We start from the raw sequence: 14,529 nt of genomic DNA on the forward strand, positions 1-14,529 counted from the left end.
TCGTCTTCATCTCGAGTCGGTGGCCCCCTTAGGATCGCACTGCGTCGGTCCTCATCATCGGGGCAAAGCGCATACTGGATGCTCGGTGGCAGGTGGTCTGCGAGGGTTTGAAGGACGTGCGCGGCTTCCTCCGCCTCAAGCCAACCCATCACACTTCGAAGCCGCTTACACCGGGGACACATGGTCACTGATTGGTGACTGTGAGCAACCCTTGGATCCAGCAAAGGCGTGAAGGCGTCGAGGTACTTCAACTACAGGCCGGGACTCGAATTCAACGCCATTCCCCTCTAAGGGACGCATTGAGCTAGCCCGGATTCCGTGGACACCAAGTTAAGGGTCACTGATCCGTCGCTCGAATGCCAGCGGACTGAGATACCCGAGGCTCTGGTGCAGCCGCTGGCGATTGTAGAACCCTTCGATGAACGCAAAGATATCGCGGCTTGCCTCCTCTCTCGTGTGATACGTCTGATGATGGACGAGTTCATTCTTCAGGGTACTGAAGAAGCTCTCCGCCACCGCATTATCGTAGCAATTGCCTTTGCGACTCATGCTTGGGATCATGCCAAGCGTCGTGAGTTGTCGTTGATACGCGAGAGCGCTGTATTGAGCGCCCTGATCTGAATGATGAATGAGGCCCGGTCGAATGCGCCGTTGACGGACGGCCATCGCGAGAGCATCCAGCGTCAGCTGTTGGTCCGGTTGGCTCTTCATGGCGCCCAGCCAATGACCCGCCGTGAATACAAATCCAGGAGGACTGCCACATAGAGCCACCCTGTCCGTATGGCGACCATGGTGAAATCTCCGACCCAGACGCGATTCAGCCCGGTCGTCGCAAAGCGCTGCTGTAAGACGTTGGGAGCGGGGGGCGGCAAGTGATGGTGTTCGACGATGACACGGAAGCGGCGCACCCGTTTGGCCTCCAGCCCGCCGAGCTTGCGCAGGCGCACGACCCGATGCCGCCCACACCGAAGGCCCCGGCGCGTGGCCTCTCGCCAGAGTTTGATCGCTCCATACTCTTCCCGCATCTCTTGATGGAGCTGGTGGAGAAGGGGGAGCAATCGCTGATCCGCGACGGCGCGCGCACTGGGGGCGCGGTCTCGCCAGGCGTAGTAGCCGCTCCGACTGACGGCCAGGGCCGCACAGAGCCGCGTTACCCCATGGTGCGGTTCCTGAGTCCGGATAAATGCATATCTCACGTGGACTCCCTCGCAAAGTACGCGGCGGCTTTTTTTAAAATGTCTCGCTCCTCCGTGACGCGCGCATCCCGCCGCACCAGCCTGAAGCCGTACTGGTCTTCTATATATGTGGCCAGCACAATCACCGGGAAGATGGAGGTGCCGCCTGGATAGGGCGTGTGAACATCGTGATGCCGCTCTGACCTGGCAGGCCGATGTCCACGAGCACAAGATCGGTCGCGAGGCGTGCTAGGCACCGCCACGTTCCTCACTGTTTGAAGCCTGCCCAATGATGCGAATGCACTTGTCTCAGACAACATAGCTCTCACGCGGCTCTGACTAGCGGATCATCGACAATGAGAGTGTTTAACCATCAAATCAGGTCCTGGCGTGTCGCATGAGATCACGTCGAGCTTCGCGCTCTGCTTCTCGGCTCACAGATTGCTGTTTGTGCTTGTTACTTGCCACGCTATGCGTAGCCTCCCTTTATGTGAGATTAATCTCTCTACGAGTCGATCCTTATGGAACCAGGGGAACCACTGTTGTGGTAGGCTCACACCGGTTCGCCTTTCCGGACTCATTCATCGTAGCGACGCTCCTCATCCAGGCCCATGCAATACAGGGGATGGAGTAGCAAGCCATGGACCATGATCCCCGCGCTAAGGGGCGGAATCTAAATAAGGCTTCAGCCGCCGCGCTCCACCGGGTCACCGTGTCATTAGCTTGAATGAGGCAAGCGGGGGATTGGTGGGGGACACACCCCGCGTCAATCGCCTTGCGGGCTTCTCCTGCAAGGCATAAGCAGTCAGCGTCACGAACGGCGTCGATCTTCTTGCCCGGTCTCTCTATTATAATGAAGCCGCTGGGTGGCTAGGCGATAGTGTCCTTGCCCTTTCGGCTTAAGACCCCATCGATTGATTACGTAATAGGTCATTCTATCCCGACATATTCTTCTGAGGTATGTGCCTATTATGAAGTCTATTGTAATACCCGGTGCTTCCACTACCATCCTCGTCCAATGCCCAACCGCTCTAACAAAGAAGATGTGGACCGTATCCTGATTGTTGACGACGATGAGGCCACCCTATTAGTCATCCCTGAGTTCATAGCAACGCATTTCCCCCATGTCATTATCCAAACAGCGATCAATGCGGATGTCGCACTCAGCTGGCTTCGTGACTACCGCTATCGGCTGATACTCCTCGATCTCCGTATGCCGGGCATGAATGGTTTGGCTCTTCTAGGGCAAGCCCAGGGATCACTCGGCGCAGCTCGCGTCATAGTCATGACCGGGTTATGTGACGATAATTTGAGAACACAGGCCCTAAAGGCTGGCGCGTATGCCGTCCTTCAGAAGCCCGTGTTGCCGGTGAGTCCATGAAAGATGGTCCTTGAGGAGGCACGTGTAGCGAGCCAACATAACGGAGCCTCGTATCGCTCGCCATGTCATTTCCCTCGGTCACAAGGCGATTTATGCGGAGACCGGGCAGACGCCTCGGCCTCCAGTGCCACCTCTTAGGTCCGATGAACTTAGGTCCGATGAACACGTCCGATGGAAAGACAACCACACAAACCTGACGCTTCATTTCCTTATAGATGTCGATCCCTCTCGCTTCGGCTACCGTCGTGTTCCATACTCTTCCATTCGGTCTGACGACGCGCTACGCGCCATACCTATTTTTATGCCTAGGCCAATAGGGGTATCTGTCTGTAGTCACGTGGCATGAATACGGAGGTGTATCATGGTCCTCTCATCTCGTTTTATGGTCGCTGGCCTCATCCTCGTATTCGGATTCCCGGGCTGCTCAACCAATTTCTATCGTACACAAAGCGAGGTCCTGCAGCTCCATACCCACCAGTTCCAGAGTTTTCTGCAGCGCGAGCAGGTAGAGGCGGCCATGCATGAAAATCACGCCATTGAGCTCATTGGTTTACAGCTAAAAGCCGGTCGAGTGCCAGGGAGTCGCACACTGAAGCCGGCGGATCTGGACCGACAAACCCGCCTCTTGGATGCCGTGAGAGAACAGTCGGCCATCAACTGGCTAGCGCTAGCGCAATACTTCGCGACCCGACAACAGTATGGGGCTGCCCAAAGGCTGTATCAACGGGTGGTCCAGTCGTATGCGAAAGGCGGGGATCGTCTGTATGCCGAGCATGCGAGACAAGCCTTGGCCGATATGGACATCTTAATGATTGGGCACGGCGCGCCGGATGTTGCCGTCGGAAGCCCCACCGTTTCGGCGCGACAAGACAATCGGCGTCCTTAATAGGCGCGGGGGATGAGACGGTTATAGGTTCGCTTCTGAGCTGGAGCACGTTGGCTTGCTACAGAATGGGATCCGTATAGCAAATGTGCATTCCTCGCAGTGCTTAAAGGACGCGAGAGCCTAATCCATCTCTGCACTGAGAGCCTTCATCCTCCAACAAAGCTGTGACCGGTACAGTGAAGTGAAGGCATTATGTGTCAGCCCGCTGGCTTTTGAGTCAGAAGGTGACCCCTGGCGCGTGTCTTGAGCGAATCGTCCCCGGGCGAGTTGTTCACTCATTCACTTCACATCATCGGGCAGGACCTGTACCTGCGTCGACAACTTGTAATCATGTCCAGTCGAAGCCGTAAACACCACTTCTCCCATAAAGGCGCGATACCCAGTTGCTGGCTTATCCACCACCACACGGGTTTCGCCGCTGCCCCGGTCGATCTCCAAAGGCTGAGAGCTCCACTCCGCCTTGCGGAAGTCACGTATGGCGGAATCAGCCGTCCAAAGATGAATAGCGTTGGCTTGCCGATTTACTTGGACGCTGAGCATGCCTACGTTGCCGTCTGTGAGCTGCCATTCCATTCTCGGAAGTTCCTCCTGATCGGCGATCATTTGGAAAAACGCGACTAGCGTGTCTGAGGCCTCCTTGCTAAGTCTGTGGCCACCATTGGGTGTTTGAAACACGAATTTGGGGTCCGGTAAATCATCCCAGTAATGCCGCAGCGAATCTACCGTCCAATACGGGTCATTCGTACCCAGCAACAGCAGCTTTGGCATGGTGTAGCGCGCGCGATACGTGTACGGATCAACCCAACTCCGCAGCTTCTGCATAGGCGGCGTGTCCATTTGTTGAACGAGATTAAGATCGGTGTAGTCGGAAACTTTGTCGCTTTGCCTACCGTAGACTTTCTGTGCCCATTCCGTCTGCGCTTTCATGTTCAGGACATCGATCACAATCGGGGCAATGGCGACGACACGTGAATCAATCGCGCCGGTGAGCCACGTTGTCCAACCTCGTTTTGACGCGCCCGCCACAACGAATTTTTCAATCTTCTGCAGTTGCTTCACGTTCGCCCATGCCTGCACCGTGTCCATGGCTCGGACAGCAGACTTGGTCATGGGGAACAACGCCGGCCACGTTTCATCGCCTGTGCGAAGATATTGGTCAAACGTATAGGCGATGAGCGCATCCTCTTTGCGTCCCTCCAATAAGGGCTGATTTGGCACGCGTGTCACTTCTACGACGACTGCACCGGCGCGGTCAGCCAGGGCCTGCAACATGAGTTCAGTACTTATGCCACTACTATCCCCGGTGATGAAGAGCAAGGCAATCTCCGGGTGGCGGACTCGTTCCGGACGAATAATCTTGAGATCATGGGTCCACCTGTGATCACGCCATGTTTGCGATGTCATCTTCACATGTGTCACGGCGAAATGGCTGATGGTCGTCTCGGACTGGACTTCCCAGGCAAAGGTGTTATCAGGTTGCTGAATATATGTTTCGAGTGCATTGGCGGCATGACCTCGAGGCGCCTCGATGAATACGAGCGTGGCCAGGACGACAAGGAAAAACGATCGATAAAGCGTTTTTGGCATGATTGATAACCTTTCCCTTCCATGAAGCTCGCAAGAGCAGTCTCAAGGCGACTCCGAAGAACAACCCCCCTCTATACGTCGAAATCGCCGCGCAATTCCGAAATCGCTCGTCTGCTTATCCTAAGTTGCGGTCGGGGTGGGTGTGCTAAAGCCGAAGACTTAGAGTTCCAATCTTTTCCATTCATCTCTCCTAAGGTCAAAGGAACTGTCCGGGATAACGCTTGTTACACTTAGTACTAAGTCTAGTGGCATTATTAAAGATTTGGCCTGCTGCCGGTTTGGTAGACACGCTCTTACGCTAATCCAGCCTGTTTTTCGAACTCCATCGGGCTGAGATAGCCCAACGTCGAATGCCGCCGCCGCGGATTGTAGAAGCACTCGATGTAATCAAACACATCGGCCTTGGCCTCGGCTCGTGTACGGTACATCTTCGCGGCCGTGCGTTCGGTCTTCAGCGAGGAGAAGAAGCTCTCCATCACCGCATTGTCCCAGACATTGCCTGCCCGACTCATGCTGCAGGTGACCCCGTGGTCGGCCAGGAGCCGTTGGAAGGGCTCACTGGTATACTGGCTCCCGCGATCGGAGTGATGCAGGACCGTGTGAGGCGTGCCCCGCCGCCAGATCGCCATCACGAGCGCATCGGTGACGAGCTGGGCCGTCATCGTCGCACTCATGGACCAGCCCACGACCCGCCGCGAGAAGAGATCGAGAACCGCCGCGACATAGAGCCAGCCTTCAGCGGTCCAGAGATAGGTGAAGTCGGCAACCCATTTGCGGTTCGCCGAGGCGGCATCAAACGTCCGGTTGAGCACATTGGCGGCGACGGCGTTCGTCGAGCGCATGCCGGTATCCGAGGGCATCCGTCGCCGTCGGGGGCGGGCGCGCAAAGCGGCGTGGCGCATGAGCCGCTCAATGCGATGGAGGCCGCAGGCGAGGCCCTCCACGAGCAGGTCGTGCCAGACCCGCCGCGCCCCGTAGGTGCGATCGCTGGTGTGGAAGCTGGCCCGCACGCGGATCAGTAACTGCTCGTTGGCCCGCGCCCGGACACTCGGCGACCGGGTCCGCCAGGCATAGAAGCCTGCGCGCGAGACACCGAGCGCCTCACATAACCATGCCGCCGGCCAAATTCCCCGGTGCTTCGCGATGAAGGCAAACTTCACAGCGCCTCCTGCGCGAAGTAGGCCGCGGCTTTTTTTAGGATGTCCCGCTCCGCTTTGAGCTTGATGACTTCACGACGGAGCCGGGCGAGTTCCGCCTGCTCAGGCTTCATCTGCCCCTGGCCCGGAAAAGCCTGCTGTGAATCGGCCCTGCACTCCTGCACCCATCGACGCAACACCGTCCCATGCACGCCCAAATCCCGAGCGGCTTGTGCCACAGTGACCCCGCGTTCTCGGATCAGCTTCACCGCCTCCAGCTTAAACTCTCTCGTAAACTTGCGTCGCTCCATGCCCTTACCTCCGGTTTCATTCATACACCTAACTGGGTGTCTTTAAAACCGGCAGCAGGCCAATTACTCGATACCTATGTCTGAGTTCGATGGCGAACGTGACGAAGCAACTTATTACCGGAGCTTCATTCTACGTTTGCCTGAATGTGAGGACTATAAACATCAGGTTTCTGAATCGTTAATTCAAGTCCATGAAATTGTCTTCGTTGACCCTCGACCTTCACGCTCGAAATACGGATTGAGCTATTAGCATCAGGGGCGGGGTAAATATATGTCCAAACATGAATTAACGAGCTTCGACATTGCGATCAAGGTTCTAGATGGTGCAGAGCCAATTGAAAGCTCCCAAGAATCCATATGGATAAATGTGCCCTCCGGCGACTCTATGCACTTTAGCGATAGTGTGTACTTTAGGTCTTCCCTTCCATGTATGCTGTGCTTGCGCGAATATCGATAGTGTCTCGTCCTCAACCTCCGACCATTCTGAGAGATTTCTGAGTGCATTACGTGCCCGTGGCGTGGCTGGAGGCCGGAACAACTTGATCCACGGCTCTCCACCTAATGAAGTTATGCAAGGCGCTTGGCGTTACGCGGAATGATCTGGTTAAGCAGCCGAGACGCAAGAGGGGAAAGTAATGAGTTAATGTAAAGCAATGGAAGCGTGGCTGGTGGCTCTTTGTTAATAACCAACGCAAGAGGATCGCTCGTCGATGGGCAGGGGTGAAGACGGCGACAAAACGGCCAAACACATTGCAGCACAGGTTCAGCGAGGCTGGCTCTAGGCCTATCTCCATTAGGAGATAGGAAGAGATCCGTTCCGACACTACAAGAGTATGCCACCGCATGGTTGAAGACTATGCCAGTGTGGCAGCAAGCTCTTTAATAATAGTCGCTTAGTCAGTTATACGTCCTTCGCCGAAAATGTGCGTGCTGAGGTCGAACGGCCCGTGTGAGAGGGAGGAAAAAGCGACTGATCTGCCCGTTTTCCCTCCCAACGGTCATACGATTGCCCTTGACATGCCCTGGTGCATGAACCCTCTGGGAAGATAGCGCAAAATGAGAGCCTGACGAATCAGTTGCGCCACATTCCGCACATTCAGCCGCCGCATGAGGTTAAATCGGTGCACCTCCACGGTTTGTAGACTGATCTTGAGTTGTGTCGCGATCTCTCGACTGGTATAGCCCGCGGTGATCAATTCTAAGATCTGCCGCTGCCGCGGTGTCAGCGCCGGCGCAGCGGACGTGCTGCCCTTCGTGTCCTTGACGGTCCTCCGCATACGAGCTCCACATTGCTCGGGTGTGCAACCTATTGTCCCTGTCGAAGACGATCCTTCCTTGATCGGTCTCAAGGAAGGATCAATGCGTCTCTGTTAGGCGCCGCGTGCCTGACGACGGACCCATCCCAGCGCCGCCAATCCAGAGCCCAACAGTAAGAGGGCTGAGGGCTCAGGCACCGCCGTCATGCTGAGATTGCCGGATCCGTCAATGCGTCCGGAGTTGAAGCTGCCCAAACTGAATCCCTGCAAACTGGTATTCACACCGTTAAAATCCGCGATGGTCAGATTCATGACGAAAGGGCCGCTGAGGAAGCCACCCACAGGCGACAAGCGCACTTGCACATCGAAGTCGCCATTAGCCAATCCAGGGAACGCGTGCGCCTCCCCAGCGATTAAGCCGGCCGACTGGCCCACGAGGATATCGTCAGCCGCACCGGCGATGCTGACGGTTCCCCCCACCGTGCCGACGGGAGAGGCTACGATGCTGCTGTTCTTGCTGGGATCAACATAGAGCTTGAGGGAAAAGTCGGTGAAGGTGGCGGTGATTCCACCCGGGGAGCCGACGGTCGGGGCCACTGTGCCGCTGCCGGTAAACACCGCGTACAGCTTATAGTCGGTATTAATCCCCGCATTGGTAACGACGTCGGCCAAGGTGGGAAACCGGTAGGAACTGAAAAACCCTGCCCCCTGTTCATTGAAGGTCCCGGTCCCATTGGTCGCTGTTTGATTGACCAGGGTCACATAACTAAAGTCGGCGTAGTTCGCCTGAACCGTGGGGCCGGTGATCCCGATCGCGCCTGGGTTGACGGTAAAGGTGTCGGCGGACGCGACGCTGGCCAGGGTGGACAGCACGAACCCGCCCGCCACAAGAGTACGAAGAACAGACCTAGTCAACATAACTAACCTCCTTAATAAGGTGAATGGTGAGACGGTCACAAACACCTCCTAGAGGAAGCATAGATAATGCCAGTACGTAACTTAACTAAACTCAGGTACTTTAACTACGCCTACGGTTTCGCCTGGGCCACTCGTGTCAAGGCGAGTTGCGTAGCTAAGACGGTACAGTGGACATACCTAGGTGTGAAGTTGCGGTGGGCAGTGTAGATAGGTCTCCCAACATGCCGCAGTCGAGGCGATTCCTCAGAGCACGGCCGTCAACTATTGCGGCGTTGGCTCTGAGAGCAGGGCATCGTGCCGCCTGCCGGCTATCGGAATACCATGCGCGACCCGACGCACCTGCCCCGAGACGAATAGCTGGCGGTATCACGTACATCGCGGTGTATGTATGTGCCAAGGATAGATCCATGAAGCATCCACTACTGGGAGACGGTCGAACGTAGGGCGAACGTTGACACGCGGCAGGCAGAGACTTCCGATGCCGTAGAACTGGACACTGATTCTGTAACCCGTCTCACGCGTCCACACTGCTTTTCCGCATCATGCCACGCAGTTATGGTTAGCCTCTTTAAAACAGAGCCCACGGAAAACCTGACACTCCGGTCCGCGGATTACATAACTCTGCCGATCCAGCAAGGCCATGCTGCATGGCAATACAGTTGCGTATGAAAAGAAGTGATGAGTACGTAATTAGGCTACCGGGCTACCATGAGTATCTGCTCGCGATACGTCATGATTGTGATCGAGGCCATGGCGTTGGCCCTAGTGGGAGCCTCTCAAGCAGCCGCGCTCGACCCGTTGTGGTCTACCGTGCTTTCCGACTCCGCGATGACCACCTCACAGTTGCGTCTTTCTCTCTTGGATATGGCGGGTGGAACAGGGCTTCAGCTCGTCACGGCTACAACGCTGGAGCACGGAGGAAAAGGTCTCCGATTTGGCCTAGGCTTTGATGAGATGGTCGCGACGTCCAAGAACCTGCTTGATGGTGTCAATCTGCCGGTCCCTATTTCCGAGCGGCTATTCCTCCTCACCACTCCTTGCGATAAGCGGCTCCAGTTCACCTTGCAGATCACATGGTAAGGAGGTGGCTGGCTTCCCATCCTCTTTCTAAAGGGGCAAATACCTGCATGAAAGCAGGAGCCGATCCGTGCCGATACGGACCTAGTGGAACGCCATCCACTCACCGCCATGCTTCTCTCATGCCGTACGTGTGGTCTTATACGGATATCCGACAACAATGCTGGGGCCCACGCGAGAGGAAAGGCCCATACCAGTCTGTCGGGACATCGGGATATCGAGTACTCTCTGATCCAAGCACCGGATCGCCGGACAGCCGTTGAAGCGTTTGAGCAAAAGAGTAGGAAGGCGGTGAGGGGATGTGTAGAAGGGGTACAGTAGAGGCTGCCCCGTGCGGGCCTGGAAACTCGGCATGCATGAGGAGATCCACATTGTCCATGCGCCATTAACCGGTTCATTAGCGAAGCGCAACCGGTTGAGATCCGATATGCGTGCAATACGCTCGTTCTTCCAATCATGGAACAAGCGCCTGTCGCGCCTTCTTCTGTCACAAAGGGGCAGATCATAATTCGGTCGAGTCAAACCGTAAGGGCTCATGCAGTTGACGGGCTAACGTCCCATGCGACACGCGGACTCAGGGCAGGGCAGAAGAAGGAAGCCGCGAATTAACTACCGCTATATCATTGTACGGACGGGATATCCCATCCCGCCCTTGCTCATGAAAGTTTGAGTTTATTCCGTCGCATCTTACTCGGGGATTCCTCCGGCTGGAGCAGGCGCCTCCCCTCGAAGTTCCTTCTTCGCCATTTCCACCTTCGTTCCCAATTCTTCCGCCTCTTGCTGCGTCGTTACTTCACGAGCGTGGCCAAATAATTCCTCCTCCGCCATCTTCATATGGCGGGTGGCTCGAGACCCTTTGATGGCTCGATGATCCTCCAGCGCTTGCATGGCACTATCTCGGGTGGTCTCAGACTGCTGAAAGACCGCACAGCGTCGGCCTGCATCGCGATCAAATACTCAAACATCAGCATAGTCCATCTTATAGATATGGTCTCCGGCCAAGATGAGCAGGTGGTCAGAGGGATCATTCTCTACGAGGAACAGATTTTGGTAGACCGCATCGGCCGTCCCTCGGTACCATTCCTCGCCCGTCCGCTGTTGCGCTGGAATGGATGCAATGTATTCGTCAATTCGCCGTTTAACACATTCCATGCTTGGCGAATTTGTCGGTCCAAGGAATAGGACTTGTACTGAATGAGGACGGCGATCTTGCGGAGCCCGAGTTCAGGCAGTTGCTTAGGGTGAAATCGATGATGCGATATCTGGCTCCGAAGGGGATGGCTGGTTTGTCCCGGTGTTGCATGAGCGGATAGAGCCGTTCCCCCTTTCCGCCCGTTAACACCACGCGGCAACAACTGCGCGTCGCGATGACGATGCGTGCCTCGCACCGCCCCACGGTATGGATGACATGCCGTGCGGGGAGTCGTCCTGCGGGTGTAATCACCGCCTCACCCGTCGGAAGGCCGTAGGGATAGCGGGTTCGTCCCGACTCCTGACAGGCCACTAAAATCTCAGGACCACCGGCTCGGTGAATCCCTCCATCCACGCCTCCGTCCACCGAGCAAGGTTCGATTCGCTGCGTTAACGATAGCATCCATGGCCTGGGACATGAGATCCCCGGTCAGCACCCGCACGCGACCATTGAGAAAGCGTGGTTCGTTCTGCTGCATGCAGTACTGTGACGATCTTCTCCAAAGAGGCGCGTTTGGTGTCATACGGAATGTTCGAAGGCGTCGGATACAAATACAGGTCGTATGGCCGATCATCTTCAACCCACTGTTGGAATGGACCTGGAGCACTATCATGCCACCTGTCAGTTTTCCTTCCGCCTACAATTCTTCATTCTTCGACATCGCGATGGAAGCCTCCCTGATACCTTAGGAAGGCTTCCGCTGTGCAGTATACAGCCCCGGCGATGATTGCCCTACAAATTCTGAGGAGCCGCTTGTGAATGAGACCCTATGGCAACAACATTGCCGTGGAACAATGTCGCCCAGCAGTGAAGAACGCGCCACGGGGCATGGTTACGATCCGGCGACTCAGGTTGCATAGTGCATTCATTTCCAAGGAGGAAGCATGAAAAAGAAAGACGCTTTACCATGCGATGACGCGAGCCAGACCAGACAGTACGCCGATCAGCCAGTGCAAACCGGCGCCGGCGGAGAGGTACATCAGACGGCCGGCGGTGACACGCCCGTGTTAACCACGCAGCAGGGCATCCCGGTTGCCGATGATCAGAACTCCCTCAAAGTAGGGGTCCGTGGCCCCACGGCCCTCGAAGACTTTCATTTCCGTGAGAAAATCTTTCATTTTGACCATGAGCGTATTCCGGAGCGGGTCGTGCATGCCCGCGGATTTGGGGCGCATGGGTACTTTGAGAATTACGAGTCGCTCGCCGACATCACTAGGGCCGACCTGTTTCAACGCCCCGGGGACAAGACGCCCGCCTTCGTGCGCTTCTCCACCGTGGCGGGCAACAAGGGATCGTCCGATCTGGCGCGAGACGTCCGTGGGTTTGCCGTAAAGCTTTACACGAAGCAAGGCAATTGGGACCTCGTCGGAAACAACATTCCGGTGTTCTTCATTCAAGACGCCATCAAGTTTCCAGACGTGGTCCACGCGGCCAAGCAGGAGCCGGATCGCGGCTTCCCCCAGGCGCAGACGGCGCACGACAATTTCTGGGATTTCATTTCACTGACCCCCGAGAGCATGCATATGGCATTGTGGATCATGTCTGATCGGGCAATTCCGCGCTCCTTCCGCTTTATGGAAGGCTTCGGGGTTCACACCTTTCGCCTGATTAATGCCGAGGGTAAGGTTACATTCGTGAAGTTTCACTGGAAGCCAAAACTGGGCCTCCAGTCTGTTGTCTGGAATGAAGCCGTCAAGATCAATGGCGCCGATCCGGATTTCCATCGCCGAGATCTCTGGACGGCGATCCAGAAGGGCGACTATCCCGAATGGGAACTGGGCTTGCAGCTCTTCGACGAGAAGTTTGCGGAGCGCTTTGACTTCGATGTGCTCGATGCCACAAAGATCATCCCTGAAGAGCAAGTGCCGATCCGCCGTGTCGGCCGACTCGTGCTTGATCGCTGTGTCGATAATTTCTTTGCCGAGACGGAGCAGGTCGCCTTCTGCACCCAAAACATCGTCCCGGGAATCGACTTTTCAAACGATCCGCTCCTGCAGGGCCGCAATTTCTCATACCTCGATACACAGCTTAAGCGTCTTGGCAGCCCGAACTTCACACACATTCCGATCAATGCGCCCAAATGTCCCTTCGCGCATTTTCAGCAGGACGGGCATATGGCCATGATGAATCCAAGAGGACGGGCCAACTACGAGCCGAATTCATGGGACGGCAAGGGCGGCGGTCCGCGCGAATCCCCTGAAATGGGGTTCCACTCATATCCCGCTCAGGAAGACGGGCCCAAAGTTCGCAGCCGCTCGGAAACCTTTGCGGACCATTACAGCCAGGCCCGGCAGTTTTATCTGAGTCAGACGGAGAGTGAACAAAAGCACATCGCGGACGCGTTTATCTTTGAGCTGAGCAAGTGCGAGCGGCTTGCCATTCGCACGCGCATGGTCTCGCATCTGCTTAACATTCACACGGATCTGGCCAAGCAGGTGGCCGACGGTCTGCGCCTGAAGTCACTGCCCGATCCGGCGGACGCCGCGAGGCCGACCCGGACGGATCTGAAAAAATCGCCGGCACTCAGCATCCTGCTCAACGGCCCGCAAAGTTTCAAGGGACGCAAGCTCGGCGTGCTTGTGACGGATGGCGTGGATATCGCCATCTTCAAATCGCTCAAAGCGGCTGTGGAAACGGAAGGGGCGATGCTGGAAATCGTCGCACCCCGCGTGGGCGGCGTGGAGGCGAGCGATGGCACTTGGATGGAAGCGGCGCAGAAACTGGGCGGCGGTCCATCGGTACTCTATGATGCGGTAGCACTGTTACCATCAGAGGACGGCGTCCAGATGCTCATCAATAACCCGGCCGCGCGTGATTTTGTCGCCGACGCCTTCGCCCACATGAAATTCATCGGATATGTCGAGGCGACATCGCCGCTGTTCACGAAGGCCGGAATCAACGAGAATCGAGACGATGGATTCATCGCACTCGAAGGATCGAAGGCGTGCACGGCATTCATTCAGAAGTGCCGGCAGCTTCGCTTCTGGGCGCGCGAGTCGGCAGTAACACAAGGATAAGATCAAGCCTCGACGTGATTCGTCAGCCGCATGCGCCATCAAACAAACCATGCTCAGTACCGGGTGTTACCTGCGATTCACCTGAACTTCCATGAGCCATCCGACGCAGGAGGGTCGCCAGTCCGGTTCCCAAAAGAGAGAGGTGGTGAGGTCCGAAGCGATGCTTGGAGCCGAGGTACCTTCGCTGAGCTGTGTCTCGGTCTCGAACAATGAAGTCGCCGACCCGGCGGCTTTATCGTTCCGCCCGCGCATAGCACGCATGCCGCGTTAATAGTCACAACGAGATCGAATGAGTCGTCGCGGGTGTCAAGGTTGATTGGCGAACTCCTGCCATGATGCGACATCCCAATACTGTTCCAGCAACGCACAGACGATACGTTGACTGATGTACACTTTCCGCTATGAGATGCGTGCGAGGGGGTTGGACATTATGGTCTATCTGGCGGATTTCTGAATCTGTCCATCAGTGCCTGGGCGGGTTGGCGAAGAATTTTCATTTCCTCATCCCGCCTGTTGCTTCAGCCAGATGCTTATTTGGAACGCCTCATATATGCCTTCAGCCATCGGCATTGCAAGCGTCATAGCACTGACGT

Annotated in this window: 13 protein-coding genes and 1 pseudogene; 4 read left to right on the plus strand and 10 right to left on the minus strand. The window is 56.2% G+C overall.

The features are described from left to right. Positions 1-330: 330 nt before the first annotated feature. Together ACWHYZ_RS09290 and ACWHYZ_RS09295 are read right to left on the minus strand one after the other, a co-directional pair. Positions 331-711, minus strand: coding sequence for an IS3 family transposase (locus ACWHYZ_RS09290; protein WP_447986992.1), 381 nt, complete (start codon positions 709-711; stop codon positions 331-333). Beyond that, the gene (locus tag ACWHYZ_RS09295) at positions 708-1,196 is read right to left on the minus strand and encodes a DDE-type integrase/transposase/recombinase (protein WP_447986993.1); all 489 of its coding nucleotides are present in this window, start codon (positions 1,194-1,196) and stop codon (positions 708-710) included. The genes ACWHYZ_RS09290 and ACWHYZ_RS09295 overlap by 4 nt, the downstream gene beginning before the upstream one ends. Before the next feature lie 997 nt (positions 1,197-2,193). Between ACWHYZ_RS09295 and ACWHYZ_RS09300 the strand changes: the two genes are divergently transcribed. Beyond that, positions 2,194-2,556: a response regulator transcription factor gene (locus ACWHYZ_RS09300; RefSeq protein ID WP_447986994.1), complete on the plus strand. Its 363-nt coding sequence runs from the start codon at positions 2,194-2,196 to the stop codon at positions 2,554-2,556. Positions 2,557-2,917: 361 nt separating this feature from the next. After that, complete coding sequence (locus ACWHYZ_RS09305) at positions 2,918-3,442, plus strand: hypothetical protein (RefSeq protein ID WP_447986995.1); 525 nt, start codon at positions 2,918-2,920, stop codon at positions 3,440-3,442. A 279-nt stretch (positions 3,443-3,721) separates the two neighbouring features. Here the strand turns inward: ACWHYZ_RS09305 and ACWHYZ_RS09310 are convergent, their stop codons facing one another. The 4 genes from ACWHYZ_RS09310 to pepA form a co-directional block, all read right to left on the minus strand. Continuing rightward, positions 3,722-5,029, minus strand: coding sequence for a PhoPQ-activated pathogenicity-related family protein (locus tag ACWHYZ_RS09310; protein ID WP_447986996.1), 1,308 nt, complete (start codon positions 5,027-5,029; stop codon positions 3,722-3,724). 293 nt (positions 5,030-5,322) lie between these two features. After that, positions 5,323-6,476, minus strand: a protein-coding gene (locus ACWHYZ_RS09315; RefSeq protein ID WP_447986848.1) for an IS3 family transposase whose coding sequence is annotated in 2 segments (ribosomal slippage) — positions 5,323-6,218 and positions 6,218-6,476 — 1,155 coding nt in all. Because the reading frame shifts where the segments join, the coding sequence is not laid out codon by codon here. 998 nt (positions 6,477-7,474) lie between these two features. Further along, positions 7,475-7,753: a LuxR C-terminal-related transcriptional regulator gene (locus ACWHYZ_RS09320; protein ID WP_447986997.1), complete on the minus strand. Its 279-nt coding sequence runs from the start codon at positions 7,751-7,753 to the stop codon at positions 7,475-7,477. Between the two features lie 93 nt (positions 7,754-7,846). Continuing rightward, complete coding sequence (gene pepA / locus ACWHYZ_RS09325; protein ID WP_447986998.1) at positions 7,847-8,650, minus strand: flocculation-associated PEP-CTERM protein PepA; 804 nt, start codon at positions 8,648-8,650, stop codon at positions 7,847-7,849. 732 nt (positions 8,651-9,382) lie between these two features. On the opposite strand from pepA, the gene ACWHYZ_RS09330 reads away from it, so the two are divergent. After that, on the plus strand, positions 9,383-9,730 hold the full coding sequence (locus ACWHYZ_RS09330; protein ID WP_447986999.1) for a hypothetical protein: 348 nt from the start codon (positions 9,383-9,385) through the stop codon (positions 9,728-9,730). Positions 9,731-10,414: 684 nt separating this feature from the next. Here ACWHYZ_RS09330 and ACWHYZ_RS09335 read toward each other — a convergent pair. The 4 genes and pseudogenes from ACWHYZ_RS09335 to ACWHYZ_RS09350 all read right to left on the minus strand — a co-directional run. Continuing rightward, positions 10,415-10,615: a hypothetical protein gene (locus ACWHYZ_RS09335; protein WP_447987000.1), complete on the minus strand. Its 201-nt coding sequence runs from the start codon at positions 10,613-10,615 to the stop codon at positions 10,415-10,417. 69 nt (positions 10,616-10,684) lie between these two features. After that, the gene (locus ACWHYZ_RS09340; protein ID WP_447987001.1) at positions 10,685-10,879 is read right to left on the minus strand and encodes a sugar phosphate nucleotidyltransferase; all 195 of its coding nucleotides are present in this window, start codon (positions 10,877-10,879) and stop codon (positions 10,685-10,687) included. Then, positions 10,866-11,030: a hypothetical protein gene (locus tag ACWHYZ_RS09345; protein WP_447987547.1), complete on the minus strand. Its 165-nt coding sequence runs from the start codon at positions 11,028-11,030 to the stop codon at positions 10,866-10,868. The genes ACWHYZ_RS09340 and ACWHYZ_RS09345 overlap by 14 nt, the downstream gene beginning before the upstream one ends. A gap of 87 nt (positions 11,031-11,117) precedes the next feature. Beyond that, positions 11,118-11,337: pseudogene (locus tag ACWHYZ_RS09350) on the minus strand (macro domain-containing protein); the annotation flags it as partial. Positions 11,338-11,803: 466 nt separating this feature from the next. On the opposite strand from ACWHYZ_RS09350, the gene katE reads away from it, so the two are divergent. Then, a complete protein-coding gene (gene katE, locus ACWHYZ_RS09355; RefSeq protein WP_447987002.1) occupies positions 11,804-13,936 on the plus strand; it encodes a catalase in 2,133 nt (710 codons plus the stop codon). Positions 13,937-14,529: the final 593 nt, after the last annotated feature.

The organism is Nitrospira sp. Nam74, from assembly GCF_965152615.1.

Coding starts and splice junctions, on each gene's coding strand:
- pepA (WP_447986998.1), bottom strand. CDS start 8,650: ATGTTGACTAGGTCTGTTCTTCGTACTCTTGTGGCGGGCGGGTTCGTG.
- ACWHYZ_RS09340 (WP_447987001.1), bottom strand. CDS start 10,879: ATGGAATGTGTTAAACGGCGAATTGACGAATACATTGCATCCATTCCA.
- ACWHYZ_RS09290 (WP_447986992.1), bottom strand. CDS start 711: ATGAAGAGCCAACCGGACCAACAGCTGACGCTGGATGCTCTCGCGATG.
- ACWHYZ_RS09310 (WP_447986996.1), bottom strand. CDS start 5,029: ATGCCAAAAACGCTTTATCGATCGTTTTTCCTTGTCGTCCTGGCCACG.
- ACWHYZ_RS09330 (WP_447986999.1), top strand. CDS start 9,383: ATGATTGTGATCGAGGCCATGGCGTTGGCCCTAGTGGGAGCCTCTCAA.
- ACWHYZ_RS09320 (WP_447986997.1), bottom strand. CDS start 7,753: ATGCGGAGGACCGTCAAGGACACGAAGGGCAGCACGTCCGCTGCGCCG.
- ACWHYZ_RS09305 (WP_447986995.1), top strand. CDS start 2,918: ATGGTCCTCTCATCTCGTTTTATGGTCGCTGGCCTCATCCTCGTATTC.
- ACWHYZ_RS09300 (WP_447986994.1), top strand. CDS start 2,194: ATGCCCAACCGCTCTAACAAAGAAGATGTGGACCGTATCCTGATTGTT.
- ACWHYZ_RS09335 (WP_447987000.1), bottom strand. CDS start 10,615: ATGCAAGCGCTGGAGGATCATCGAGCCATCAAAGGGTCTCGAGCCACC.
- ACWHYZ_RS09345 (WP_447987547.1), bottom strand. CDS start 11,030: ATGCAACACCGGGACAAACCAGCCATCCCCTTCGGAGCCAGATATCGC.
- katE (WP_447987002.1), top strand. CDS start 11,804: ATGAAAAAGAAAGACGCTTTACCATGCGATGACGCGAGCCAGACCAGA.